Genomic DNA, 24,799 nt, shown 5'->3' with positions numbered 1-24,799 from the left:
CGTGCGCACTCACCCCGCGTCAGGGAATCGACAGCGCCACCTGGACCGAGTCCTCCGACGGCGACGTCACCTTTGCGTCCCGACTCCAGAGCATGTCCAGCGCTGCCTTGGGCTTGGCAAGAACCCACTCCCGCGCGGCGTTCTTGATCAGCGTCGGAGTTGCGCACCCGCAATCGCTGTTCACACCGTCTGCGTCGATGCCGACGTCTCGGCACAACGCAACAGCGCGGGGCACGTGATACCCCTGAGTGACGATCAACGCCTTGGTCACCCCATACGTATGTATGGCCCGAAAGCAGGTGTCATAGGTGTCGAGGCCGTACGGATCCCCCACGATGCGACGCTCATCTATTCCCTGCTCCACCAGGTAGTTCGTCATCGCCGCGATCTCGTCACCCGAGCCGCCGTTCGCGTCGCCGGAGACGAGGACCGCTTTAGCCTTTCCCGCTTCCACCAGTTCGACTGCTGCGTCCAGCCGCCCTTTCAGGAAAGCCATCGGCTTACCGTCCTTGATCTGCGCGCCCAGCACGATCACTACCGGAGCGTCGGGAGCATCGGCGGCGTCTGACGTATGTCCGGCCGACGCCACGGAGATCCACACGATCGAGCCCGCGTAGACAACTGCTCCGAGCACCGCAATGCCTGCGACCCAACGAGGCCACCTGCGCTTGCGCGGCGGTTTCACTGGATCTGCAGCGGCTTCGTCCATTCGTCGATCAAACCACACGGTTTGCTCATGGCTCGAGCGCTCGGTCGATCCTCCATCCCTCCGCGCCACTGCGCTCGGCCCACAGATCCGAGTACTTTCCACCTCGCGCGATCAGGTCTTCGTGGGAACCGACCTCCTCCACCCCACCGTCTTCGAGGTAGACGATGCGATCTGCTCCCTGAATAGTCGACAGGCGATGAGCGATGATCACCACCGTTCGACCACGGGCCAATCGGTGAATTGCCTCGGTGATGGCGACTTCGTTCTCTCCGTCGAGGGCGGAAGTCGCTTCATCGAGAAGAACAATCGGAGTGTCCTTGAGGAATGCCCGCGCAATCGAGACCCGCTGACGTTCACCGCCGGACAGCAGTGATCCGCCTTCACCTACCCTGGTCTCCTCACCGCTCGGCAAACGGTCGATCGCTTCGCCTAGCCTGGAATCCACCACTGCTTGACGGACCTCCGACTCGGTGGCATCCGGTCTCGCCAACCGAACGTTCTCCAGGATGGTTCCGTCGAACAGGTAAACCTGCTGTGAGACAGTCGATATCCGAGACATCAATGCTCTCGTTCCGATGTCGCGAACATCGGCTCCCCCGATGGATACCGCACCTTCGTCGACGTCCCAGAATCTGGAGATCAGCCGAACCAGAGTTGTCTTTCCGGAACCGGAAGGACCGACCAGAGCAGTGACCGAGCAGTCCGGGAATTCGAGGCTCACGTTACGAATCACGCGATCCGGGCCGTAGCCGAAGGAGACCGAATCGAACCGAATATCATACGAGGTAGGCTCTTTCGGCACCTCAGGCTCCGCCAGCACCGGTACATCGATCATCTCTCGGACAGATCCGAGCGACACCCGGGCCAGTGAGATACCTTCACCGAATCCTGCGAGCATTTGCATCGGCTCCACGAACCTCACGGCCAACACGAGAACAACGATCACGCTTGCTGTGTCGATGGACCCGGTGGTGACCAGCAGTGCCGCCAGAACCAGGACGGTGAGAAAGGCAACCTGAACGACGATCATGAAGCGCAGCAGATACTTGTCGACCGATCCGATTTCCTGCAGGTGTGCGTCCCGGTTGGACACAAGAGCTTCGTCCAACCGAGTCCAGCCTTCGCCACTCTTACCGGCCGAACGTAGAACTTGCTGCGCCTGTGCATATTCGACGACGCGCGATGCCAACTCGGATTCGCTCTTGCCGATCGCCTCGTATTCGGGAACAACCGCCCGCTGCACGTTGCGGTAGGCCCGAATCCCCAGTGGAACGAAGACGACCATCGCGAGAGACAGTCGCCAGTCCACAAACAAGACAGCGATCGCCACTGTCGCTGGAGTCACCGTGACGGTGACGAGTTGCGCGATGATCATTCCCGGGATGCTCATCAAGATAGCCGTGCCCTCGGTGACCAGGCGAGTGAACGCTCCACGGTTTGCCTTGCTGAACCACCCGAGCGGAACCTGCACCAAGTGCTCACCGAGGCGATGCATGATTCCACCGGCAAAACCCTCGATTCCGATGCGGTACGCCCGATTCTCGGCGATCCACCGTACGGCGCCACAGGCCACCGCCACGAGAGCAGCCGTGACAACCCACGGAACTGCGGCGTCGTAATCGCCGCGAACCACCGCTTTCAGGATCGGAATCATCAGTGCAAAGACGACACCCTCGAGTATCCCGGCGAGCGTGAAACCTGCTATCTGACCTCGCATCCCATTGTCGCGCCCGAGGATTTCGTCCAGGTCTCGAATCATTGCAGCGCCTTTCGCGGAGATATGTCTTCGACGAGAGGGTTCTGGAGCGCCCACATCCGCGCGTAGGTTCCGCCGAGCGCCGACAACTGTTCGTGCGTACCCTTTTCCACGATCCGTCCGGCGTCGAGAACGAGTATCTGATCTGCGTATCGGACGGTGTGCAGTCGATGAGCGATCACCATCAGGGTGCCGCCGTCTGCACTGATCTCGCCCAGTGCGCGTTGAACGGCCGATTCACTGTGGGGATCGGCCTGCGAAGTCGCCTCGTCCAGGATGACGATCGGCGGGTTCTGAAGGATGGCGCGGGCGATGGTCAGGCGTTGCTTCTCCCCACCCGACAACTCACTGCCCGAACCACCACCGATCTCGGTGTCATACCCGTCCGGCAGTCGCATGATCACGTCGTGAATCTGCGCCCGCCTCGCCGCTGTCTCCACTTCCAGATCCGTTGCATCCGGTCGACCGAGCCGAATATTCTCGCGCACGCTGTCCCGCAGGAGCACAACATCTTGGAAGACGATGGCCATCGATCTCAAGACTTCACGACTGGACTGATCTCGTAAATCGCTTCCGCCCAGTCGAATAGACCCGTCCGTCACGTCCCAGAACCGCGGAAGTAGACGCGCCAAAGTGGTCTTTCCGGAGCCGGAGGGGCCAACGATCGCGGTCACGGTGCCCGGTTGCATCTCGAAGGAGATGTTCTCGAGGACGCGCTGCCCAGTGGTGTATTCGAAGCCGACGCTGTCGAATTCGACCAAAGTGCTGCGAGCAGGCACCGCATCCTGAGGTTCGGCCAGCTCTGGTTCGCCGAGGATGCTCTCGACGTGAGTCGCTCCCAGTTGGCCTTCGCGGTAGAGGTTGGCCATCGTTCCCATGTGCAGAACCGACGACGGAACACCGATTCCGACGACCAGAAAGGCAACAAGAGCTACCGGGGTAATCCAACCCCCGGACAACATTGCGGTTCCCGTCGCCGTGATGACCACGATGAGTACCGCCGGTGAGAGGAGGATCGACATCGCGACCACCGGCCTTCCCATCCCCGACATCCATCGCACGCACACCGCAACCATCGAATCGACAGCGCTTGAGTAGCGCGCGAATGCGCGACTCCCACTCCCGTACGTCTTGACGACCTCGATACCGTCGCCCAGTTCTACTGTCGCAGAGGTCAATGTCGACATTGCAAGATTCCAGGAGTCGACATTCGTTCGATAGGCTCTGCGCATCGACGGCGCGGCAAGAGCGAGACACACTCCGATGTAGCCGACCAGGACCAGGCTGAACTTCCAGTCCATCGCCACCAGATAGATCAGGGCCACTATCGGCGACAGGATCGCGGGTACCACGTCGGCGGGAAGGTGAGCGACGAGAAGATGCATCCGCTTCACGTCGTCGGTCATCGCCTGCTTCACTTCACCGGTGCCACCATTTGCAAACCACCCCAGAGGAACTCGGGACAGATGCCGAGCGATACGCGAGCGGATCGAGTATTTGAAATGCGCGTCGGCGGTGTGGCACACGGTCAGCGCTGCGTTGTAGACGACAAATCCGAGAATTGTGCCCGCTGCACCGATTGCGGCCCACAGCCAGACCAGGTTCAACGACGAGTCGGTCAGGAGCACCCGCGCGATCTCGACCACCGAAACGTAGGGCAGGAATCGTAGCGGCACCGACAGCGCCGACAAACCCGCACCCAGGAGCAGGCGATTTCTCACGGGAGCGATCATGCGGCCCAAAGCGTCTCGGTCGACCAGACCAGGCGAGTCTTCGAAGGCCACAGTCTCCTTCACTGTCATCGAGTTCACTGTCATCGAGTTACTCACTCTTCGACGATGATCGTGCCGGTCATGTTCGGATGTGGTGTGCACGTGTAGGTGAACGTTCCGGCTTTGTCGAAGGTCTGACTGTAGGTTCCGCTTCCTTGGAGATCGCTCTTGATCCCCAGCTCGGCGAACACGACATCGTGCGGCATTCCCTGGTCCTCGAAAATCCACGTGACCGTCTGTCCTGTGTGCACAGTGACGGAGTTCGGTGCGTACGCAAGGTTCTTCACCGAGATCTCGACCGGCGCTTGCTCGGTGGAACCCTGTGATTCACCTCCGCACGACGTCAGCGTGAACACCGCTGCAACAGCGATCAATGTGGTCACCCCGGTGCGAACTGACATTCTGCTCTCCTCATCGAACGTAGTGGAGGTCGGCAGTCATCCCGGCCTCGAAGTGGTACGCGTTGTGACAGTGGAACATCCACCGTCCTGGATTGTCGGCGTCGAAGTCGATCGCCAATTGTGCACGCGGAAGTACGATCACGGTGTCTCGGCGAAGCCCGCCGTACGAGGGAACCGAGAAGGTGTGTCCGTGGGTGTGCATCGGATGCCACATATCGGTGTTGTTGTTCATGACGATTCGTATTCGCTCGCCCTGCTTCATGATCAACCGACCCGCATCGGCGCCCGCCATTCCCCAGACGTATCGATCCCCGGCCTGGATGAGATCAACCGAATACTCACGATCCGGCACCCGCTGTTCCCGCGCGCCCGACGGTCGAAGCGTCGGTTCCAGAACGAGTCGACCGCCGGACTCTGACAGCACTGCAGGAGAAGTCAGGTCGACCCTCGCTACCGAATCCGGCGTCCGAAGCAGGCACGCGGCGCCACCTGGCTTCCCTTCCACCTTCGCGGCAATGGGCCACGAACCGGACTGCACCGTCACCAATACGTCGTATCGCTGCGCGGGTGCGATCAGAATCTCGTCTCCGGCTGTGTAGGCGATGTCCTGCCCGTCAGCACTGACAACGGTCAACTCGTGCCCGGCGACAGAGAAACGGTACGGAGTCTCCGCCCCGGCATTGATCACCCGCAATCGAAGCCGTGTTCCGGCCGCTGCACTGACGACGAAGGGATCTTCCACAGGCCGTCCGTTGATCAGGTGCAGTGGATAGGTGATGTGCGTTGCCATTCCACCGAGCGCCTCGGAATTTCCGTGACCGCTGGCGAGAAGTTCTGCGGCAGAATCAATCTCTGCATCATCGACTTCCGGTGGAGCTCCGCCGTGCCCGTGGTGTCCTCCCTGTACGTCCGGTGACAATGCGCGAAGCACTGCATCCGGGGTTGTTCCCAGCCCGTCGAGCCAGTCGTCGATCACGATGACGACGTCCTCGTCGGCTCCGGTCCGGTCGTTCGGGTCCTCGACCACTAGTGCACCGAATAGCCCTCGATCGGCCTGCAATCCTGAATGGGAGTGGTACCAATATGTTCCGTGATCCGGGGCCACGAAGTCGTAGGTGAACTCGGCACCTGGTCGGATTCGTTCCTGGGTGACCGGTGGGACACCGTCCATGTCGTTGCGGATCGCAATGCCGTGCCAGTGCACCGAGGTCTCCGCCGGAAGGTCGTTCTGCAACCGAACGTTGAGCCGGTCTCCCTTGGAGATTCGAATCTCCGGACCCACCGCTTCTGCACCGTACGACCACGTGTCCACCCCTCTGGCGCCCAGACTCACCCGAGCCGGTGCAGCTGTCAGATTCCGTTGGACTGTGTGCCCGCTACGAATTCTCGCCTGTTCGGCAGCACGTACTTCGTCGTCGAACGGTGAAATCTCAGAACTGGTTTCGTTCGCCGAGCCACGGCTGCACGCACTCAGTGCCACAGAACCCAAAGCCGCAGAACCCACAGCCGCAGAGCCGAGAGTCACCGCTCCCCATCGCAGAGCCAGGCGCCGACTCAACGCACTCGAACTCATGCCGTCAGCGCCGTGAATTCCTGATAGCGCGTCGCGGCAACAGCTTCGGTTCCGGTGCCGGTCAGATTGCCGGCAGCCATGGCATCCATGTCCTCGATCATCCAGAAAGTGGCGAAGGGATGAGTGGCGAGCCACATGTCTCCGTTGACCTTGGCCACTCGGTTCTCCTGCACCGCTGAAAGACTCGAGAACCCGGGAACACCGGCAACCTTGCCGAACTCGTACACGCCCTCGTCGAACACGGCTACGATCCGAGCATCCTGCGCCGGGATCGCCTCGTCGGACAGGGGCGCATACGGCAGTCCTCCAGCGGCATTCGCTCGCTGGGATTCCGGACGCCCGAAGCCGCTCTCCGCCAACAGCAACGACGGCGGCGCCTGCTCGGTGGTGGTGGCAAGGATTCCAGAACTGCTCATCAACACCGACACGGTGTTCGCTTCACCACCGGACCGAGCAGAGACGTCAGCGATCTTGCCTTCCAAAGCGACAGTCAACTTGTCGGCGACCGACTGACGATCAAAAGCGCGTCCGAAGAAGGCAAGATTCTCACGCCACGGAGTTGTGACGGCCGGGACCGGCACTGTGGGGACGGTCGACGCGAGGGAGTCGTAGTAGCTCCGATCGCCCATCGACGTGAAGATGACCAGTCCAGGATCCTGGGCGAGGACCTGCTCGATCGGGGGTGCACCGAGCGGCGGCACCGTGACCACCTCGGTACCCGCTGACGCCAAGATGTCCTGGCCGATCTCCGATCCCCACGACGTGAAGACCACGTCAGGGGTGATGCCGACGGCAAGGAGACCGAGTGCGGCGTATTCGTCGAGGGAAACAATTCGCCCGAGGTCGCCTGGAACCGACGTCTCACCGAATTCGTGGGACACAACACGCGTTCCCTCGGCAGGTTCCGTCGTCGGTCCCGCCTCACTCGAGCTACAGGCGGCCGCAGTCAGGGCAACGACACTGACCAGCAGCGAAGCTCCCAGCCTCGATAGGTAACCGGGTCGCGTTTTCAACTTCATAATGTCCTTCAGCTTCGAAAAATCGGGGGTTCGATACAAATCGGAGCACTGCTCGGATTTGGCAAGTAAACCTCACCTAAGTTCATCCGTCAATCGGTTGCGTCGACTACGCGACCCGATCCGACGCCGCTAAGCTCGGTCGGACCATGACTGCGCCATCACCTGACAAGAAGTCCGCCGCGAAATCACAGCGCCGCCGGAGTTACAACACCGGGATCACTGCGGACGCCGTGCTGACCGTGGCGCTCGGGCTCAGTCGCGAGCACGGAGTCGAGGGCTGGTCACTGCGGCAGCTGCTCAGCGAACTCGATACGTCGTTCTCCGTCGTCTATCGACTCGTCGGAGATCGGGACGCACTCTCGGCTGCGGTGGTCGACAGTGCGGTGTCGGCCGTGAACGTGCCATCCGCACAAGAAGATTGGCGTCAATGGCTGACGCATCTGCTCTTGCAGATGCGAGAGGCCTTGATCGAGTGTCCAGGCGCGGCACAGTGGCTGCTGATGAACGGAGTTGCCACCCAGCGCAGCCGGGAACTCATGGAGGCCGGATTGGCTTCACTGACCGCCGCCGGGTTCGGGGAAGAAGCCGCTCAGGCTTACACCGTCGCCTTCACTTCGACAACCACACTGATTGCCATGAACGACGCCAGGCGCATTCCCAGCGGACAGCCTTCACCCGATCACAGCGCGATGCTGGAACGCCTGAGCAACGACGGACCCTCAGATCCCCGTTCATCGATGGAGACACTGATCGGGAAATTTGCCGGTCCACCGGATGCTGCGGAAGCAACACGGGCAGAACACTATCGCTACACACTCGACCGTGTCCTCGACGGTCTAGAGGCGCGACTGGACGCAATCAAAGAGTCACAGAAATGACCGCGGGGTCGCTGTCGCACTTGTGCGACAGCGACCCCGCGGATGATCTGGATTCTCGGTATGCCTAGCGGAACAGGTTCGCGACGAACGGAATCGTGTCGGCCTGCGATTCGACCAAAGCGCCGCTGTGATCGGTGTTGTAGGTCTTGAACGTGACCGGTTCACCGTTGGCGACCAACGCTGCAACCAGCGAAAGTGCAGACGGTGCAGGGACATCCACGTCAAGCAGGCCCTGGCCGATAAAGATAGGGCGGTCGTATCCACTGGTCGGTACACCCATGTAATCGTTCAGCAGACCCTGGAAGTTCGGGATCTGACTGAGCGGGCGGGAGAAGATGTCACCGAGGACCAGATCCTTGGATGCCTCGTCCAGGTCTGCGGCGCAGAGCTTTTCGGCCGAGTCGACCTTTTCCCTTCCCAAGTCGTTCAGGTAGGAATTCAAGTCGATCTCGGGGTGCGCTTCCCGCAAGCCCGCGAGGATGTAGAGCGCGTACGACGTCAACCCGCCGCCGAGGGCGATGGGAGGGAAGCCCGGACCGGCAGGCAGGAGGGTCAACTCGATGTTGGCCGGCACTCCGGTACCCACGCCACCGCGGTAGTCGAGCGAATCCCCTCCGTACTCGGTTGCGTAGCGGGCCGTCGTGATGGCCGCACCGCCGCCCTGCGACTGTCCGACCACTGCCCAACGATTCGAGATGGAGGAGTCGATGACCCGGGCCGCCTTGACCGAGTCGACTACGCTGTGCGCCTCCACCTTTCCGTCGAGGTACGGCATCAGCCCTGGTGTACCCAGACCGACGTAGTCGGTGGCGACGACGGCGTAGCCCTCCGAGAGCCAGCGCCCCAGGTACGGGTAGTCACGTTCGGGCAGGCCGGGACCGACCAGCGAAGGGGCACAGGAATCGTCGAGTCCGGTGGTGCCGTGCGCCCAGGCGATGACGGGCCAACCACCTTCCGGTGCCGGGCCGGCCGGGACGTAGTACGCGCCACTGCTCAGCGCGGGCCCGCCGTTGGAACCGATGGTCCAGTACGTGAATCGCTTGGCGTCGGCGGTACCTGGAATCCACAGATCCTTCGGTAGCGGCTCACTCGACACCACAGTGCCGGTGGCTTGCGACGCGCTCGGCGCCTGCGCGGACGCGATGGGCGCAGCAACGGCGGAGCCGATCGTTGCAGCACAGAGGGCTGCGATGGATATGCGGGCAAACGACTTCGACTGGAATTTCACGTCTGACGACTCCGGTTCGTGCGGTGGGCGACCTCGTTGGACGTTATCGTAGATTTTGTTTAACCGATCGGTCAAGCAAAATCTTGCAGCTTTGCGACACGTACATGTCGAGATCCCGGCCCCGACTCCGACCCAGTATCGAACCGGCACGAAGAAACAGTAGGAGGATGTGTCCATGGCACACGTACAGCGTTTCGACCACATCGGCATCACCGTCGCGGACCTCGAATCAGCGACGGCGTTCTTCGTCGTTCTGGGTCTCGAGGTGGAGGGCACCGGATCCGTGGAGGGCGAGTTCGTGGAAACCGTCTGCGGTATCCCTGGAGCAAAGTGTGAAATCGCCATGCTGCGCCCTCCGGGCGAAGGGTCACGGCTCGAGCTCTCGTCCTTCGTCAGGCCCGACCACGTACCCGGATCGCCTGCTCCGATGGCCAACGAGATCGGTCTGCGCAACGTGTCTTTCGAGGTGGGCGATCTCCAGGCGGCGGTCGACGCGGTGGCTGCGGATGGTTACGGGCTCATCGGCGGGATCGGCGAGTACGAGAACAGCGTGCGCATGGCCTACGTGCGTGGGCCGGAAGGGATCATCGTGTCCCTGTTCGAGCAGATCGCCTGAAGCGTCACGGCAATCGGACCGTCAGATCGCCTTCCACGAGCTGACCAGAGCGCCCATCGCGGCCGCGAATTCGGCAAACGCCGCGTCGATTCTGACGCGATTACCGGTCGTCACGAGATCGAGCGTCAACCCCCGAATCTGCGCCAACACGATCGTCGCGTAGCGGTCAGCGCGATCGGGCGGACATCCATGCGCGAGCGCCGCTTCCGTCAAACCACCCAACCAGTCCCCCACCACATGATCGAGAAACTCGCGATACCGCTCCGGATGCAACAACGCCTGTCCGTAGATCTCGAACATCAAGCGAAAGCTCGGCAACGATTCCGCTGATGTGCGCCTATTCCAGTAACTCGTCAACATCTCGACGATGTCGGTCCCGGAAGAGATGTCGAGAGAAGAGCTGTCTCGCAGGGTTGCGACTACTTCAGTGAGTAGTTGTTCCTTCGAACCGAAATGGTGGATGAGTGTCGCATGGCTGATCCCCAGGTCCTTGGCCAACGGCCGCATGGACAGTTCACCGACGCCGTTCGCCGTGACATACGCGGTTACCTGCGCGAGCAATTCGGCACGGCGATGCTGGTAACGCAGTTTTCGGCCGTCGATCGGCGTGCTGTCCTCCACCTGCAGGAGCCTACGCAGTACCGGAAACACAGCAGTACCGGAAACACAGCAGTACCGGTTACACGGTGACGTGGTGGCGATCCGATCGACTGATCGTGACAGCAGCGACGACGATACCGATCACCACGCCGATGAGAGTGTCTGCGACGCGAGCCACTGCCGCTTCGGTCCCGATCGGGGCACTGAAACCGATGAGAAGCAGTGCCATCGGAGTGACGGCGAGTGACGTCAGCGCGTAGTTCTTGATCACGAGCAGCTCCGCAGCAGTCTGCAGAATCACGATCACGGCAACGGCTTGCCAGTAGCCGAGTGTCAATGCGATGAGCCCAGCGGCCACGACGGCGCCGCCGACATTTCCCACCAACCGCTGAATCCCGCGCTGGACGGTCTGCTTGTAGTTCAGTCCCTGCATCGCGGCGATGGCACCCATCGACGCCCACAGCGGATGCTCCAACCCGGCTCCTGCCGCGAGCCAACCGGCCAGAGCCGAGGCCGCCACGATGCGGAGAGCATTCATCCGCACCGGGCGCGAATACAGTCGGCGCAATCCTTCGAGAAAATAGCCCTCGGGGGCGGCAAGCGTGGGCGCCGGCGCGAGGTCGTGTTCGATCATGCTGGAGCGCTTGAGCTTCCGAAGTTCCTTCTCGTGCTGAGCAATACTCCGGATCAAAGTCGCGTCGCCGTGCAACTGCCATTGCTGTACTGCCGCTTCTGCTTCGTCGAGCACTGCCACCAGTTCGCGTCCGTGATCGACGGTCGACTTGATCCGACCGCTCGACGCAATGACCAAGCGGGCGTTGGCAATCGATCCGAGCGCCGGTTCCACTGCGCCTGTGCCGGACTGTTCGAGACGTCCCACCGCAGAGACTGCACGAGCAACTGCCAGACGGGCAGGTCCCATCGGCAGTACGAGCGCTGGGAGCATCGCGGCCACCCAACCGACCACAACTCCGAGCGCACCGGCAGTCACCAGCCTCGCCAGATCATCGACACTGGAGGCATATCCGGCTGCACCGGTCGCCGCGAAGACGAGGATGACGGGCCCTGGTCCGGTGATCCGGAAGCCCGACATGAAGCAGTACGACGCACCGGCCAGCAACGACAGGATGCCGATCTGCAACCACATCGGAACGCCCACAACACCCATTGCGCTGCCGAAAGCGATGGAAGCCACCAATGCGGCACCGACCATCGCCAGCTTGCCCGCCAACCGGGGATACGGCTCGTACCTACCGAACGCGGCGCACAGCGCGCCCAAGGCCGCGAAGCCGGCCAACTCCCGATGCCCGAGCAGTCCGCCGACCACGAGGACTACGGCGGTGGCGAGCCCGACCCTGATCGCGGGGGCGATTGTCGCGTCGGCGGATCCGACGCGAAAAGCCGCTCGCCACGTCGCCCCGGAGACCGTATGTGCAATGGCCTCACTCGAATGAGTGAGACGGCTGGGCGTCCTGGCTGCGGTTTCGGTTCGGGTCACCGACTCAGCATACATTTATTTCACCAGTAAATTACTTGTGAAGTAATGTGAATTCTGTCGCTAAGATGGGGCCATGGGTGCGACTGACAGATCCGAAGACGACTTCATCGACAAAGTCCGTCGCGAATGGAAGCGCGCCTACCCGGAGTTCGACACCGCTCCCGTCGAAGTGATGGGCCGGATCGCCCGCATCAACGCGCAGTCTCTTCACCAGCTCGACCGCGCCCTGGCGTCCAGCGGGGTCTCTCGCGCCGAATTCGACGTGATGAGTGCACTCGCTCGCAGTGACCGTCCCCTGCGAGCGAGTGAAGTCACCGCCGTCACGATGGTCAGCGGCGCCGCCACCACAAAACACGCAGACCGTCTGGCCAAGCTGGGCTTTGTCGAGCGTCAGCGTTTCGAACACGACGGACGGGTGGTTCTGCTTCAACTCACCGATGCCGGTCGCGCATTGGTCGAGGCAGAGTTTCCCCGACGCGTCGAGCGAGACCGTCAAGTACTGACCGGACTCGACGAGGACGAACGCGCCCAGTTGACGGCACTGCTCAAACGAATCTCACGCAACATCGACTCTGGAATCTGGGACTGACCTACTTCGGCAGCGGTACGTTCTGCAATCGCACCTGACCTCGCGCCACCTCTTTGCCCGATTCCGGATCGGTGATGACCACCGACCACAACTGCTGAACGCGTCCCTGCTGAATCGGCACAGCCACGACGTCCACGCGCCCACCCGTACGCGCCCGCAGGAAATTCGTTCCGTTGTGGACGCCGACGGCGAATTCGCCACGATCCGCCAATGCAGTGCTGGCTCCGATACTCGCGGCCGACTCGACGGCGGTCGTGTAGACACCGCCGTGGACTACACCCCACGGAGTGTGATGCGCCTCGGACAGATCGATGTGCCCGACGACCTTCGTGCCGGACACCTCGTCCAGTTGCAATCCGGCAGCGCTGACAAATCCGCTTGCTGCCTCGAGATTCAATTCCGTCATGACGACCCCTCATCTGCTCCGTTGGATTTCTCGACCTACCTTCCGCCCTCGAATACATACCGTCAAGTGCTAAGTTGGAATTCCCAACTAACTTCTCCAACTAACAGGGGCCCAGAGATGACGGCGACAAAAGGACGCAACTGCTCCATCGCCAACGCCTTGGAGGTCGTCGGCGAGAAGTGGTCACTGTTGGTGCTCCGAGAAATCGTCCTCGGACAACGACGGTTCGACGAGATCGCCGCGGGCACGGGTGCGAGCCGCGACATCCTCGCCGCGCGTCTGCGCACCCTCGTCGAGGCCGACGTCCTCACGAAGCGTCGCTACGAAGACCATCCACCGCGCTACGAATACGTCGCCACCGAATCAGGGAAGGCGCTCTACCCGATCCTGATGGCACTCATGGAATGGGGAGATACCTTTGCGACGACGGGTCCGCCGCCTACCGTCGTCGAGCATCGTTGCGGTGAGATCCTGCACGCCCAAGTTGTGTGCGCACACTGCAAAGAACCGCTGGCCGCCAGAGATGCGCACGTAGTCGAACTCTCGCCACCCGCTCGATAGCGTCAGCGTCCGGGCGGAAACCCGCCTGTTGCGATCGGACCCCAGGAGTCGACGGTGACGCGGATCAGGCTCTTACCCTGCTTGCGCATGGCTTCGCGGTACTCGTCCCAGTCGGGATGATCACCGGCGATGGATCGGTAGTAGTCGACCAACGGTTCCACCGAGTCCGGGAGGTCGATCAACTCCGCGGTTCCGTTCACCTGGACGTACGGACCGTTCCACTCGTCGGAGTGGATACACAGAGACACCGCCGGGGTGCGGCGAACGTTCGCGGCCTTGGCCCGTTCCGGGTACGTGGAGATGACGATCCGGCCCTCGTCGTCGACCCCGCACGTCACCGGAGAGATCTGCAACTCGCCGGATTTCTTCACCGTGACGAACGTGGCCCGATGGCGCGGCCTGATGAACTCGAGGAGTTCGGCAAACGAAACACGATCTGCGCTGGCGATCTTGGACATGACCTCAGCCTAATTCGATTTACGAGCTGACGCTCAGGGCATCTCGATGGTCTGAGCACGTGCGATTTCGTCGATTGCACGAATGACGTACGCGCTCTGAGCTTTCTTCACTCCGGTCGACAAACTCCCGATGACCAGAACCGCCGAACGCAGGTACGCGCCGTGCCCGATGCGGAACGAATCGTCTTCCAGATCCGAAATCCCGAGCGCCCCGGTGTAGACCGCAGCGAGCGCCTGCACGTCCAGATCCGGCAGCCACAGGATTGTGGACTTGGCGCAGGCAGTAAGAGCATCCTGCACGTCCTCGCTGGACAAGCCGTCCGGATGCGTGTCCTCGAGCAATTCGCGCACGATCGCCGCGTGAACCGAGCTGACCTGCTCGAACGAGAGCCCGCGCAGTTCCTCGACAGCCACGAGCAGTCCGTCACGATTTGCCGCCCGCACCGCGGCGAGTGCGTCGGCCGTGGCATCGGCGATGTCACGGGCGACCTTCGGCCAATGCGTCGGCCAGCTCTGTTCTGGCGTCCGCTGGTCTGGCGTCATCGTGGTATCTCCTCGGTCCTCGCGTTCATGCGGAAGCCTTCCACATCCCACCGACAGGCCAGGCGATCCGTCAGCGCAGCCGCTCCAACAAGGACATTGCGTTGTGCGGCGCAAAGCCTTTCATGTCGTTGTCGAAGTAGACGTACACGTCTAGGCCTTCGTCCATCCAATCCCGAAAGCGCTTGGACCACTTGTCCAGAGCTTCGTCGGTGTACCCACTCGCATACAGTTCCTTGTCCCCGTGCATCCGCACGTAGACAAAATCGGTAGTCGGAGTGGTGATGCGGGGATATCTGCCGGCGGTGTCTGCGACGACAAAACCGATGGAGTGCTCGCGCATCAGGTCCACGGCTTCGTCGGTCTCGAAGCTGGCGTGCCGCGCTTCCACCGCGTAGCGAATCGGCACATCCCTCTCGGTCTGGGCGAACACTCGGTCTTCGGTGAGCTTGTCGTCGTGCTGTGCTGCCAGATCGGCTGCAGCCTGGGTGGTGCGGGGAAGACCGTCGAAGAAGTCGGTCAACCGCTGCGGTTCGAACTGCAGCGTCGGAGGTAGTTGCCACAGGATCGGTCCGAGTTTGGGGCCGAGGGCGAGTGTTCCGGCGGCGAAGAAGTTGGCGAGTCCGTCACGGGCGTCGAGCAGTCGTTTCATGTGCGTGATGTACCGGCCGCCCTTGATCGCGAACACAAAATCTTCGGGAGTTTCACTGCGCCATTTGGTGTAGCTTTCCGGCTTCTGCAGGGCATAGAACGAGCCATTGATCTCGATCGACGTCAATCTCTCTGCGGCATAAGATAATTCTTTGCGGTGAGCAAGACCTTTCGGATAGAAATCTCCGCGCCACGCGGGATACGTCCACCCGGAGATACCTACCCGAATATCTGCCATCGATTCAGACTAAGCGGCACTCGAGCGTTTTGACACTCCGTGTTTCACACTCCGGCACTGAGCGCGACGGATACCGGTACGACGGTCAGGCACACCACCGCACCGACGAACAACGCGATCACGAGGCGACGGTCCCACTTTCCGCGTGCACCACTGGCAGCCAGCATGAAGATCACAAAACCTACACACACGGACACGATAGTCACGATCACCGGAGTTCCAACCATGCCGTGATTGTCCCCTACCCATTGCCACCGAGCGCCCTACGGGTACACGATCGAAGTACCCATCCCGAGCAAGGAGTGGAAATGCCGAAATACCTCTGGCAAGTGACGTACTCACCCTCCGGCGCCGCCGGCCTACAGCAGGAGGGAGGCACTGCGCGGCGCGACGCGATAACGCGAATGGTCGAAAGCATCGGTGGCACAGTCGAATCCTGCCACTTCGCGCTGGGCGGTCACGACATGTTCGTCATCGGCAACCTGCCGGACGACGTCGCGGCAGCCGCATTGAGCATTCGCACGGCTGCGGCAGGTGCAGCACGCTCGGAGTCGATCACGCTGCTCACGCCGGAGCAGATCGACGAGGCAGTCAAGCGACCGACCGACTACCGCGCGCCGGGCAAATGACGACGGAAGGAATAGATCCCGGCAGCAGCCGAGTTGCACCCGCTGTGACGGAGACTACGAAAACACCTGACCTGGGCACCTACGGAATCTGGCGAGGAGCGGCTGGTTTGCCGCCCGAACTGGGAACAGCGATCGAGAAACTCGGTTTCGGCACCATCTGGATCGGCGGCTCACCACGCGCCGATCTACGGATCGCCGAGAAACTTCTCGACGCGACCGAGCACATCACCGTGGCGACCGGAATCGTCAACATCTGGTCCTCACCTGCGGCCGAGGTGGCGGAGTCCTATCACCGACTCGAAGCCGCGCATCCGGGGCGATTCCTGCTCGGCGTAGGCGTCGGACATCCGGAGGCGACCGGCGACTACACCAAGCCGTACGCCTCGCTCGTGTCGTACCTCGACGAACTCGACGAGGCCCAGGTCCCGGAATCGCGGCGCGTCCTCGCCGCACTGGGACCGAAGGTGTTGAAACTGTCCGCAGATCGCGCTGCCGGCGCGCATCCGTACCTGACCATCCCCGAACACACCGCCGAAGCTCGTGAAATCCTCGGTCCTTCGAAGATTCTTGCCCCCGAGCACAAGGTTGTTCTGGAAACCGATCCGGAGAAGGCCAGAGCAATCGGTCGCCCCGCCGTCGCCAACCCGTATCTGTATCTGCGCAACTACACGAGCAATCTCGAGCGCCTCGGTTTTGCGCCCGAAGAGTTGGCGAACGAAGGAAACGATCGCGTCATCGACGCTCTGGTTGCGCGCGGTACCGCGAAGTCCATCGCGGATCGACTTCGGGAGCATGTCGCGGCAGGTGCCGATCACGTTGCGATCCAAGCACTTCCCGCCGAGGGTGATCCGCTCGCGACCTACGAAGCACTGGCAGCCGAACTCTTCGGCTGATCAGACAACCCTTGACTTGGATAAGTTGTGTCCGAGTATACTTGGACACGACTTATCCGAGTAAAGGAGAAAATCATGAAGATCGTCATTTTCGGAAGCGGACTGATCGGAAGCCAGGTCGCCGCCAAGCTCGCTCACGCCGGGCACGAGGTGAAGGCACTCGGCCGCGCAGACGGGATCGACATCACCACCGGCGCAGGAATCGCCGAAGCAGTCGATGGTGCCGACGTCGTCGTGGATCTGACCAATTCTCCGTCGTGGTCGGACGAAGACGTCTTGGCCTTCTTCCGTGACGGAACCAGCCATATCCTCGCCGCAGAAGAGAAGGCGGGCGTCGGTCACCACGTCATCCTGTCCATCGTCGGCGCCGATCGACTGCCCGATTCCGGGTACATGCGAGCCAAAGTCGCCCAGGAAGACCTGGTCAAAGCCGGCCCGACCCCATATACGATCGTGCGATCGACCCAGTTCTTCGAGTTCGTCGCCGGAATCGCCGACGCCGGAACCACCGACGGCACGGTCCATGCAACACAGGCACATCTGCAGCCCATCGCATCACGGGACGTCGTTTCTCACGTCGCCGAGGTAGTGACCGGTGCGCCGCGTAACGGCACGGTCGAGATCGCCGGGCCCGAACCGCTGGGTATCGACGAACTGGTCCGGCGTCTGTTCGTCGTCACCGGCGACAAGCGCTCGGTGATTTCCGATCCCGAGGCCGGGTACTTCGGCGCGAAACTCGACAACTCGGCACTCACCCCGACACCCGGCGCCGACGCATGGATTGCGCCGACAACGTACGACGCGTGGCTTGCCGAGAAGGCCTGACGTCGACCACTCGAGCGACGTCCGGCCCGCATCACGTTCCACCGCGTCGATAGAGTTCAACCATGAAGCTTTCCGGAGGCGTGGAGTGGTCACTCCACTGCTGTGTGGTTCTCAGCCAGGCCGAGGGGCCGGTACCCACAGCCAGACTCGCCGAACTTCACGGGGTGTCGAAGACATACCTGGCGAAGCATCTGCGAGCGCTCGCGCACGCCGGTCTGGTCAATCCGACCGAGGGCCGAGACGGTGGGTACGTCCTCACCCGGGCTCCCGAGAAAATCACCGTTCTCGACGTCGTCCAGGCCGTTGACGGCACCGAACCTGCGTTCCGGTGCACGGAGATTCGACAGCAAGGAATCCTCGCCGCTCCACCGGAGCAGTGCCGTTCCGCCTGCGGAATTGCCAAAGTCATGGCCGACGCCGAAAAAGCCTGGCGCGCATCGCTGTCGGGAGTCACGATTGCAGATCTTGCTGCAACCCTGGATCTTCCGGCACTCAGAAAGATCCTGACCACACCGATCGCACCTTAGAGCGGCCCACACCTCACGAGACATCAATCCATCGTTCAACTATCGGGTACCTTGTTCGGGGATCAAATCTTGACGAAGAATCTTCCGGGAATTTTCGCAAGATCTCGGAGGGGGTTTCATGGGAGTCAGTGGCGCTGCGGGGTTGGGGCAGAACATTCGTCAAACAACTGGACTGTTGCGTCGCTGGTGGTCTCTTGCCTACGACGGTGAATGGTTCCCTCGGTTTCTGGCTGCTCGATCGATGTTGGGGACAGCCAGAGTGGTCGTCACCTTTTGGTGCGCCGTGTTCGTGGCACTCGCCGTACTGGCTCAATTCGTGAAGGGTGGCGCAACCGACCTCCCTGAACGGCTCGCGGCGGGCACAGCATGCATGATCGCGCTCTACTGCATGATTCGCTGGTCACTCGGACGGTCCTGGCCGAGCCACCACCAATCCGTTCGTTTCATTTCGCTCACCAATATCTGCTTGTCCTTGATACTTCTCGCCGGAATCCATTCGAGCTTCCTGGCATTGACCGGCGCCGTTCTGTTCGTGGTCGTCGCGAACTATTCGTCGGTATTCCACAGCCCTCGAATAGTCACGGCACAGATCGTCGGCGCGCTGTTCGTCGTTGCCCTACTGACAATTCGCGCTGTAACCGATCCGGATACCGATTCTTCGCTGTCGGTGTCCACTGGATTCGTCATCGGGTGTGTTATCGCGTCCGCCGCGATGACCGTGCATTTCCTCGTCTTGTACTTGACCGACGATGCACGACACTCTTGGCGCGATCCACTCACCGCTGCTCTGAACCGACGTGGGCTGCACAACGTCTGGCAACAGCTGTTCGGTGTCGGCGAACTCCAAGGACACGTTGTCCTCGCGGTGGTGATCGATGTCGATTCGTTCAAGAGCGTCAACGACAAACTGGGTCACGCAGAAGGTGATCGGATGCTGGTGACAGTCGGTCGGCGTCTGAACTCAGCGGTCGGAGAGGTCGGGCTGGTTGCCCGGACAGGCGGCGACGAGTTCGTGATTCTCATGCCCGTGGAGCCACGTCGCATCGAACAAACCGTGGTGGACATTCACAATTCGATATCGCGGCCCGCCGGTCGGCAGTCGATTTCCGTGAGCGTCGGAGCCAGCGTGTGGCTGTCCTCGACAATCCCGGACGCTTCAGGAACCATCGATCGGATACTTGCCGACGCCGACAACGCGATGTATCGAGCCAAACGACGGGGTGGAGACCAGGTGGCCTGGGCGGTAACGCATCTGAGCTGATCGACAGGTCTACTTGCCGACCGAACTCAGAGCGCCGCTTCGCTGTCGTTCGCCGGATCCAACTGATCCTGGGTTGCCGCCCAACTCGCCAAGAGTTTGAGTGCGTCAGCCGTGGGCGTCCCCGGCGCCGCGGTGTAGACCAGCAGCGTCAGCCCGGGATTGGACGGCAGTTCCATCGCCTCGAAGTTCAGCTCCAGGTCGCCGACTACGGGGTGACGAACCTTCTTGAATCCCGTCCGATGAAAGCGCACATTGTGCTTCGCCCACCGGGTGCGGAATACCTCACTGCGAGTGGCAAGTTCACCGATGAGCTCGGTCAGCGCCTTGTCATGGGGATTGCGTCCCGCTTCCGAGCGGAGCATCGCGGCGATGTCGTCAGCCGCGCGCTCCCAATCTACGAAGAAGTCCTGCGACGCCGGGTCCAGGTACACGAAGCGGGCGTTGTTCGCCGGCCTACGCGGATCAGCCAAGACTGGCGAATACAACGCGCGCGCCATGCGATTGGCCGCCAGCATGTCGTGCCTGGCATTGCGTACCCACGCCGGCGCGTCGGTGATGGCGTCGAGTATCTGCTGAATCGCCGGGCTCACGCCCTTGGGGGCGGGCCGCTTTCTACTCGGTGCGCCTGCACTGGCGGCCTTCGCGAGGTCGTACAAATGGGCAGTTTCGGCTTCGTCGAGTTGCAGTGCTCGGGAAAGACTTTCGAGCACCGAGTCCGACGCTCCCGCCAAATTTCCGCGTTCCATGCGCACGTAGTAGTCGATGCTCACACCGGCGAGCAGAGCGACTTCCTCACGGCGCAACCCCTTGACGCGACGGTTTCCGCCGTAAGCCGGGAGCCCTGCCTGCTCGGGTGTGATGCGAGCACGACGGGAGCTGAGGAATTCGCGGATCTCGGCTCGGTTGTCCATGCAGTTCACGTTACTCGAGCGGCGAAGACCGAGGGAGGTACTGCCGTTACCTGGAACAACAGACACTCCCGCGCTCGCGAGGCGCCGCGTTGACTGATTGCAGTCGACCGGTTCACGCAGAAGCGTCGACTTCCAAGCACGCGACACCAGAAGCAAGAGGGGACACCATGCGAGCAACCATCATGTACGGCGCCGGAGACGTTCGGGTCGAGACCGTGCCCGATCCGGTACTGCAGCAGCCGACGGACGCGATCGTGCGGGTCGTCAGGGCCTGCGTTTGCGGCTCTGACCTGCACCCTTACCACAACATGCCGGCAACACCCGGTGGTTCCCCGATGGGCCACGAATTTGTCGGAGTGGTCGAAGAGACCGGTCGCGAGGTGTCCACGTTGAAGAAGAGCGACTTCGTCATCGCCCCCTTCGCCTGGTCCGACGGGACGTGCGACTTCTGCCGCGAAGGCTTGCAGACGTCCTGCCGCCACGGCGGATTCTGGGCCGGAAACGGGATCGGAGGAGGGCAGGCGGAGGCCATCCGAGTGCCGTTGGCAGACGGCACCCTGGTCAAGGCGCCGGTCGGTGAGGACTCCGAACTCCTGCCGTCACTGCTCACGCTCTCCGACGTCTTCGGCACCGGCTATCACGCGGCGGTCAAGGGTGGCGTCAACCAACGCACGACGGTCACGGTCATCGGCGATGGAGCCGTGGGGCTGATGGCAGTGCTCTCCGCCAAACGCCTCGGCGCCGAGCGCATCATCCTCATGGGGCGCCACAAGACCCGCACGGATCTCGGTCTCGAGTTCGGAGCCACCGATGTAGTTGCCGAACGTGGGGACGAGGGCATCGAGAAAGTCCGCGAACTGACCGGAGGCGACGGCACTCATGTCGTCCTCGAAGCGGTAGGTCACATGCCTGCCTACGAGCAGTCACTCGGAGTTGTCCGACCGGGCGGCGTCATCAGCCGAGTCGGAGTACCCCAATACGAAGAAGCTCCAATCGGATTCGGGACGCTCTTCGGACCCAACATCACGCTCACCGGTGGACCGGCTCCGGTGCGCGCGTACATCGAAGAGCTGATGCCGGATGTGCTCGACGGAAAGATCGAGCCGGGCAAGGTCTTCGACCACACCGTCGGGCTCGACGACGTAGCGGAAGGCTATCGAGCCATGGACTCCCGTGAATCGTTGAAGGTCCTCGTCCGCCCGTAATCCACCACTTGCGAACGTCCACCACTTGCGAAGAAGAAGCGCGTGACCCACACTGCCAACCGTCCCGTTGCCGGTCGCATCAATTCCACCGCGATCCTGGCGATCATTCTGATCAGCTATTTCATGATCCTGCTAGACAATTCGATCATCTTCACCGGGCTACCCAGCATCCAAAGCAGCTTGGGTTACTCGGCAACCGGGCTGTCCTGGGTCCAGGACGCCTACACCCTGGTGTTCGGCGGCATTCTCCTGCTGGGCGCTCGTCTCGGGGATATCTTCGGCCGTCGTCGCGTATTCGTCTCCGGTCTCGCGATTTTCGCGATTGCGTCGTTTCTCGTCGGAGTCGCGCCGAACGGTTGGTGGCTCATCGCAGCGCGCGCTCTCCAAGGCGTCGGAGCCGCAGTGGTGGCCCCGGCGTCGCTGTCACTGCTGACTGCCAGCTTCCCGCCCGGCCCGGAGCGAACGCGCGCTGTTGCCTGGTACGGCGCTGCTGCGGGAATAGGCGCCAGCCTCGGGCTCGTGATCGGCGGCGCCCTTGCCGACTGGGTGTCTTGGCGCGCAGGCTTTTTCATCAACGTTCCGATCGGTATCGCGATGATCGCGCTCGCTCCCCGGTTCATTCCGGAAACCGAACCCAACTCCGGACGTTTCGATGTGGCGGGCGCTGTTCTCGCCACACTCGGCATGACCGCACTCGTCTTCGGCACCGTCAACTCGGCCGAAGCGGGGTGGACCTCACCGATCACTGTTGCGACACTGGCGACTGGGGCGATCCTACTGGTCCTGCTCTTCCTCAACGAAGCGAGGGCGGAGCAGCCGATCATGCCACTGAGGTTGTTCCGCAGCCGGGAGCGATCCGGCGCGTACGCCGCCCGAATGCTCTATCTGGGCGCCATGATCGGATTTTTCTACTTCACCACTCAGCTACTTCAAGGCGTCATGGGCTTCAGCGCGTTCCAAGCAGGCATCGCCTTCTTCCCGATGACGATCGTCAATTTTGCTGTGGCGATGCTGATTCCGCGACTGACACCGCGATTCGGAAATTCCGCAATTCTGTCGATTGGCATTGCCGTCACCCTCGCCGGGATGGCGTGGCTCAGTCTGGTCCATCCCGGCAGCACGTATCTCACTGCGATAGCACTTCCGATGATATTGATCGGCGCCGGGCAGGGGTTGGCTTTCGCTCCGCTGACTTCTGCCGGTATCTCCGGGGTAGAGGCCGAGGATGCCGGTGCCGCATCAGGATTGGTCAACACTGCACACCAACTGGGCAGTGCTCTCGGACTCGGCATCCTCGTCGCAGTTTCCGCGGGCGCCGGAGCCTCTGCCGACGACGCTACAACGGCACTCACCGATCACGTATCAACTGCTCTCACTGCAGGCACCGCCCTGCTCGCCACTTGTCTCGTCGTCGTCCTCGCACTGATCGTCCCGGCTACGAGAACGCGAAGTACCACAAAGCAATTCGAACAGGAGAAAGGAAGCCGAGATGTCGCACTCGTGGACCGAGGCTGAACTGACCAAGATCGGTGGTGCCGAGGAATTGCAGATCTCCTCGTACCGCCGCGACGGCACCGCAAGGCCGTACGTCACGATTTGGGTCGTCCGTGCCGACAACCAACTGTACGTGCGCTCGGCATACGGAACCGACAACCCGTGGTTCGTCCGAGCAACGGCAAGTGGAAGGGGCCGAATCCGCGCAGGAGGAATTGAGCGGGACGTGGCGTTCGAGTCCGCCGCACCGGATGCGCACTCGGCGATCGACTCCGCCTACCACACCAAGTACGACCGCTACGGCCCGCAGATCGTCGGCTCCGTCACCGGCCGCGCCGCCGCACCCAACACCATTCGACTTGTTCCGCTGACGCAGAACTGAACCGCCCCTTTCGATTCCGAGGAGACCTCATGGAAATCTTGAAGCCCCAGCCCACCAGCAAAGCACCCAGCGACTGGTTCACCGGCGACGTCTGGTGGGACGTCATCTACGCCGGCCAGGAGCCGTCGAGGATGCGCGCCAACATGGTTCGCTTTGCACCTTGTGCGCGAACCGACTGGCATTCCCATGTCCTCGGGCAGACCCTCCACATCGTCTCCGGGACCGCGCTGGTTCAAGCTCGCGGCGGCGAGATCGTCGAAGTTCACCCGGGCGAGACCATCTATACCCCGGCAGGAGAGGAACACTGGCACGGCGCGGCACCCGACCGTTTCATGACCCACCTTGCGCTGTGGGAAGGACCCGGCGACGGAAGCACCGAAACGACATGGGGCGACAAAGTCACCGATGAGGAATACAACGGTCCCCGCGCCAACCATCGCTGAGACCGGACACCACTCAGATACGTCGCATCACCGAAACAACCTTGCCCAAGATGGCCGCGCGATCGCCGTCGATGACGCTGTATGCGGGATTACGAGGCTCGAGGTACACGTGACCGTCGCGGCGTCGGAGCACCTTCACGGTGGCCTCGCCGTCGATCATCGCGGCGACGATCTCGCCGGAGTGGGCCTCGTCCTGGCGCCGCACCACGACGACGTCGCCATCGCAGATTGCTGCGTCGACCATCGACTCACCGCGCACCCGAAGTCCGAACACCGTGCCGGAGCCCACGAGCTCGCGAGGAAGCGCCAGCACCTCGTCGGCGTGCTCCTCCGCGAGGATCGGCGCGCCGGCCGCGATGTCACCGACGACCGGAACCGTCACCGTATTCGACGACGATTGCTCCTTCGCTCCCACGAGGAACGGCCGCACGTCCAACTGCCGAGCCATGGCCGCTCCCCTACGGAGGAAGCCCTTTTCTTCGAGGCTCTTGAGGTGCTTGGATACCGTCGACGTCGAGCGCAGACCAACCGCGTCTCCGATCTGCCGTGTGCTCGGCGTGCACCCGTTGGCAGCCACGAGATCCCGGATGGTCATCAGAATCTGCTGCTGGCGGAGCGGCAGGGAGGAGGCGTCGAGGCCACCGAACATGTCGAGATCGTCGTAATCGGTCACGACGAGAATCGTAGTGAGGGGTCCCGACATCCAATCCAGGCAGCCGCAGCCTGCCAGAAACGG

General features: G+C 62.1%; 29 protein-coding genes. 13 read left to right on the top strand and 16 right to left on the bottom strand.

What is annotated here, in order from left to right:
* Positions 1-19: 19 nt before the first annotated feature.
* The 6 genes from B0E55_RS13230 to B0E55_RS13205 are packed head-to-tail and all read right to left on the bottom strand — an operon-like array spanning position 20 to position 7,092.
* The gene (locus tag B0E55_RS13230; RefSeq protein ID WP_019745580.1) at positions 20-709 is read right to left on the bottom strand and encodes a SanA/YdcF family protein; all 690 of its coding nucleotides are present in this window, start codon (positions 707-709) and stop codon (positions 20-22) included.
* 25 nt (positions 710-734) lie between these two features.
* Positions 735-2,468 carry an ABC transporter ATP-binding protein gene (locus B0E55_RS13225; protein WP_080909859.1) on the bottom strand — a complete coding sequence of 578 codons (1,734 nt, stop codon included), beginning with the start codon at positions 2,466-2,468 and terminating at the stop codon, positions 735-737.
* A complete protein-coding gene (locus B0E55_RS13220) occupies positions 2,465-4,267 on the bottom strand; it encodes an ABC transporter ATP-binding protein (protein ID WP_241896059.1) in 1,803 nt (600 codons plus the stop codon). The genes B0E55_RS13225 and B0E55_RS13220 overlap by 4 nt, the downstream gene beginning before the upstream one ends.
* Positions 4,268-4,290: 23 nt before the next feature.
* Positions 4,291-4,638 (bottom strand): plastocyanin/azurin family copper-binding protein, encoded by a 348-nt coding sequence (locus B0E55_RS13215; RefSeq protein ID WP_080909858.1) that lies wholly within the window; start codon positions 4,636-4,638, stop codon positions 4,291-4,293.
* 10 nt (positions 4,639-4,648) lie between these two features.
* A complete protein-coding gene (locus tag B0E55_RS13210) occupies positions 4,649-6,211 on the bottom strand; it encodes a multicopper oxidase family protein (protein ID WP_080909857.1) in 1,563 nt (520 codons plus the stop codon).
* On the bottom strand, positions 6,208-7,092 hold the full coding sequence (locus B0E55_RS13205) for an ABC transporter substrate-binding protein (protein ID WP_225989551.1): 885 nt from the start codon (positions 7,090-7,092) through the stop codon (positions 6,208-6,210). Before B0E55_RS13205 ends, B0E55_RS13210 begins: the two co-directional genes overlap by 4 nt.
* A gap of 284 nt (positions 7,093-7,376) precedes the next feature.
* On the opposite strand from B0E55_RS13205, the gene B0E55_RS13200 reads away from it, so the two are divergent.
* Complete coding sequence (locus B0E55_RS13200) at positions 7,377-8,108, top strand: TetR/AcrR family transcriptional regulator (RefSeq protein WP_019745586.1); 732 nt, start codon at positions 7,377-7,379, stop codon at positions 8,106-8,108.
* A gap of 64 nt (positions 8,109-8,172) precedes the next feature.
* Here B0E55_RS13200 and B0E55_RS13195 read toward each other — a convergent pair whose 3' ends face one another.
* A complete protein-coding gene (locus B0E55_RS13195; RefSeq protein ID WP_007729711.1) occupies positions 8,173-9,336 on the bottom strand; it encodes an alpha/beta hydrolase family protein in 1,164 nt (387 codons plus the stop codon).
* Positions 9,337-9,511: 175 nt separating this feature from the next.
* On the opposite strand from B0E55_RS13195, the gene B0E55_RS13190 reads away from it, so the two are divergent.
* A complete protein-coding gene (locus tag B0E55_RS13190; protein ID WP_020909353.1) occupies positions 9,512-9,952 on the top strand; it encodes a VOC family protein in 441 nt (146 codons plus the stop codon).
* Between the two features lie 21 nt (positions 9,953-9,973).
* Here B0E55_RS13190 and B0E55_RS13185 read toward each other — a convergent pair whose 3' ends face one another.
* Together B0E55_RS13185 and B0E55_RS13180 are read right to left on the bottom strand one after the other, a co-directional pair.
* Positions 9,974-10,573: a TetR/AcrR family transcriptional regulator gene (locus B0E55_RS13185; protein WP_080909856.1), complete on the bottom strand. Its 600-nt coding sequence runs from the start codon at positions 10,571-10,573 to the stop codon at positions 9,974-9,976.
* 58 nt (positions 10,574-10,631) lie between these two features.
* Positions 10,632-12,065 carry an FUSC family protein gene (locus B0E55_RS13180; RefSeq protein ID WP_080909855.1) on the bottom strand — a complete coding sequence of 478 codons (1,434 nt, stop codon included), beginning with the start codon at positions 12,063-12,065 and terminating at the stop codon, positions 10,632-10,634.
* Positions 12,066-12,123: 58 nt separating this feature from the next.
* Here B0E55_RS13180 and B0E55_RS13175 point away from each other — a divergent pair, with 58 nt between their 5' ends.
* Positions 12,124-12,639 (top strand): MarR family winged helix-turn-helix transcriptional regulator, encoded by a 516-nt coding sequence (locus B0E55_RS13175; RefSeq protein ID WP_019745590.1) that lies wholly within the window; start codon positions 12,124-12,126, stop codon positions 12,637-12,639.
* 1 nt (position 12,640) lies between these two features.
* On the opposite strand, the gene B0E55_RS13170 is transcribed toward B0E55_RS13175, so the two are convergent.
* The gene (locus B0E55_RS13170) at positions 12,641-13,045 is read right to left on the bottom strand and encodes a PaaI family thioesterase (RefSeq protein ID WP_080909854.1); all 405 of its coding nucleotides are present in this window, start codon (positions 13,043-13,045) and stop codon (positions 12,641-12,643) included.
* Between the two features lie 117 nt (positions 13,046-13,162).
* On the opposite strand from B0E55_RS13170, the gene B0E55_RS13165 reads away from it, so the two are divergent.
* Positions 13,163-13,606: a winged helix-turn-helix transcriptional regulator gene (locus B0E55_RS13165; RefSeq protein WP_019745592.1), complete on the top strand. Its 444-nt coding sequence runs from the start codon at positions 13,163-13,165 to the stop codon at positions 13,604-13,606.
* A 2-nt stretch (positions 13,607-13,608) separates the two neighbouring features.
* Here B0E55_RS13165 and B0E55_RS13160 read toward each other — a convergent pair whose 3' ends face one another.
* From B0E55_RS13160 to B0E55_RS13145, 4 genes are all read right to left on the bottom strand, one after another.
* The gene (locus B0E55_RS13160) at positions 13,609-14,064 is read right to left on the bottom strand and encodes a PPOX class F420-dependent oxidoreductase (RefSeq protein ID WP_007729721.1); all 456 of its coding nucleotides are present in this window, start codon (positions 14,062-14,064) and stop codon (positions 13,609-13,611) included.
* A 33-nt stretch (positions 14,065-14,097) separates the two neighbouring features.
* Positions 14,098-14,607 carry a hypothetical protein gene (locus B0E55_RS13155; protein ID WP_080909853.1) on the bottom strand — a complete coding sequence of 170 codons (510 nt, stop codon included), beginning with the start codon at positions 14,605-14,607 and terminating at the stop codon, positions 14,098-14,100.
* 70 nt (positions 14,608-14,677) lie between these two features.
* On the bottom strand, positions 14,678-15,493 hold the full coding sequence (locus tag B0E55_RS13150; protein WP_019745594.1) for a DUF72 domain-containing protein: 816 nt from the start codon (positions 15,491-15,493) through the stop codon (positions 14,678-14,680).
* A gap of 44 nt (positions 15,494-15,537) precedes the next feature.
* Positions 15,538-15,720: a hypothetical protein gene (locus tag B0E55_RS13145; protein WP_007729726.1), complete on the bottom strand. Its 183-nt coding sequence runs from the start codon at positions 15,718-15,720 to the stop codon at positions 15,538-15,540.
* A gap of 81 nt (positions 15,721-15,801) precedes the next feature.
* Here B0E55_RS13145 and B0E55_RS13140 point away from each other — a divergent pair, with 81 nt between their 5' ends.
* The 5 genes from B0E55_RS13140 to B0E55_RS13120 all read left to right on the top strand — a co-directional run bounded on the left by B0E55_RS13140 (position 15,802) and on the right by B0E55_RS13120 (position 19,628).
* Positions 15,802-16,122: a GYD domain-containing protein gene (locus tag B0E55_RS13140; protein WP_007729728.1), complete on the top strand. Its 321-nt coding sequence runs from the start codon at positions 15,802-15,804 to the stop codon at positions 16,120-16,122.
* A gap of 44 nt (positions 16,123-16,166) precedes the next feature.
* On the top strand, positions 16,167-17,015 hold the full coding sequence (locus B0E55_RS13135) for an LLM class F420-dependent oxidoreductase (RefSeq protein WP_024487511.1): 849 nt from the start codon (positions 16,167-16,169) through the stop codon (positions 17,013-17,015).
* Positions 17,016-17,090: 75 nt separating this feature from the next.
* Positions 17,091-17,840, top strand: coding sequence for an SDR family oxidoreductase (locus B0E55_RS13130; protein WP_019745597.1), 750 nt, complete (start codon positions 17,091-17,093; stop codon positions 17,838-17,840).
* 62 nt (positions 17,841-17,902) lie between these two features.
* A complete protein-coding gene (locus B0E55_RS13125; RefSeq protein WP_020909359.1) occupies positions 17,903-18,367 on the top strand; it encodes an RrF2 family transcriptional regulator in 465 nt (154 codons plus the stop codon).
* A 118-nt stretch (positions 18,368-18,485) separates the two neighbouring features.
* A complete protein-coding gene (locus B0E55_RS13120; RefSeq protein WP_020909360.1) occupies positions 18,486-19,628 on the top strand; it encodes a GGDEF domain-containing protein in 1,143 nt (380 codons plus the stop codon).
* Between the two features lie 26 nt (positions 19,629-19,654).
* Here the strand turns inward: B0E55_RS13120 and B0E55_RS13115 are convergent, their stop codons facing one another.
* Positions 19,655-20,539 (bottom strand): helix-turn-helix transcriptional regulator, encoded by an 885-nt coding sequence (locus B0E55_RS13115; RefSeq protein ID WP_007729733.1) that lies wholly within the window; start codon positions 20,537-20,539, stop codon positions 19,655-19,657.
* 167 nt (positions 20,540-20,706) lie between these two features.
* Here B0E55_RS13115 and B0E55_RS13110 point away from each other — a divergent pair, with 167 nt between their 5' ends.
* From B0E55_RS13110 to B0E55_RS13095, 4 genes are read left to right on the top strand one after another with little or no spacing between them, the layout of a single operon-like run.
* Positions 20,707-21,744 (top strand): zinc-dependent alcohol dehydrogenase family protein, encoded by a 1,038-nt coding sequence (locus tag B0E55_RS13110; RefSeq protein WP_080909852.1) that lies wholly within the window; start codon positions 20,707-20,709, stop codon positions 21,742-21,744.
* Between the two features lie 42 nt (positions 21,745-21,786).
* Complete coding sequence (locus B0E55_RS13105; protein ID WP_080909851.1) at positions 21,787-23,259, top strand: MFS transporter; 1,473 nt, start codon at positions 21,787-21,789, stop codon at positions 23,257-23,259.
* Entirely contained in the window at positions 23,234-23,620 is a 387-nt protein-coding gene (locus B0E55_RS13100; protein WP_021331807.1) for a DUF2255 family protein, read from the top strand. Before B0E55_RS13105 ends, B0E55_RS13100 begins: the two co-directional genes overlap by 26 nt.
* A 29-nt stretch (positions 23,621-23,649) precedes the next feature.
* On the top strand, positions 23,650-24,063 hold the full coding sequence (locus B0E55_RS13095; protein ID WP_019745603.1) for a (R)-mandelonitrile lyase: 414 nt from the start codon (positions 23,650-23,652) through the stop codon (positions 24,061-24,063).
* Between the two features lie 13 nt (positions 24,064-24,076).
* Here B0E55_RS13095 and lexA read toward each other — a convergent pair whose 3' ends face one another.
* The gene (gene lexA, locus B0E55_RS13090; protein WP_020909365.1) at positions 24,077-24,766 is read right to left on the bottom strand and encodes a transcriptional repressor LexA; all 690 of its coding nucleotides are present in this window, start codon (positions 24,764-24,766) and stop codon (positions 24,077-24,079) included.
* Between the last annotated feature and the right edge of the window lie 33 nt (positions 24,767-24,799).

Source organism: Rhodococcus sp. 66b (assembly GCF_002076325.1).
GTDB lineage: Bacteria > Actinomycetota > Actinomycetes > Mycobacteriales > Mycobacteriaceae > Rhodococcus_F > Rhodococcus_F erythropolis.
The sequence above is the reverse complement of the archived record's forward strand: the minus strand, read 5'-3'. Positions and strand labels throughout refer to the sequence as shown.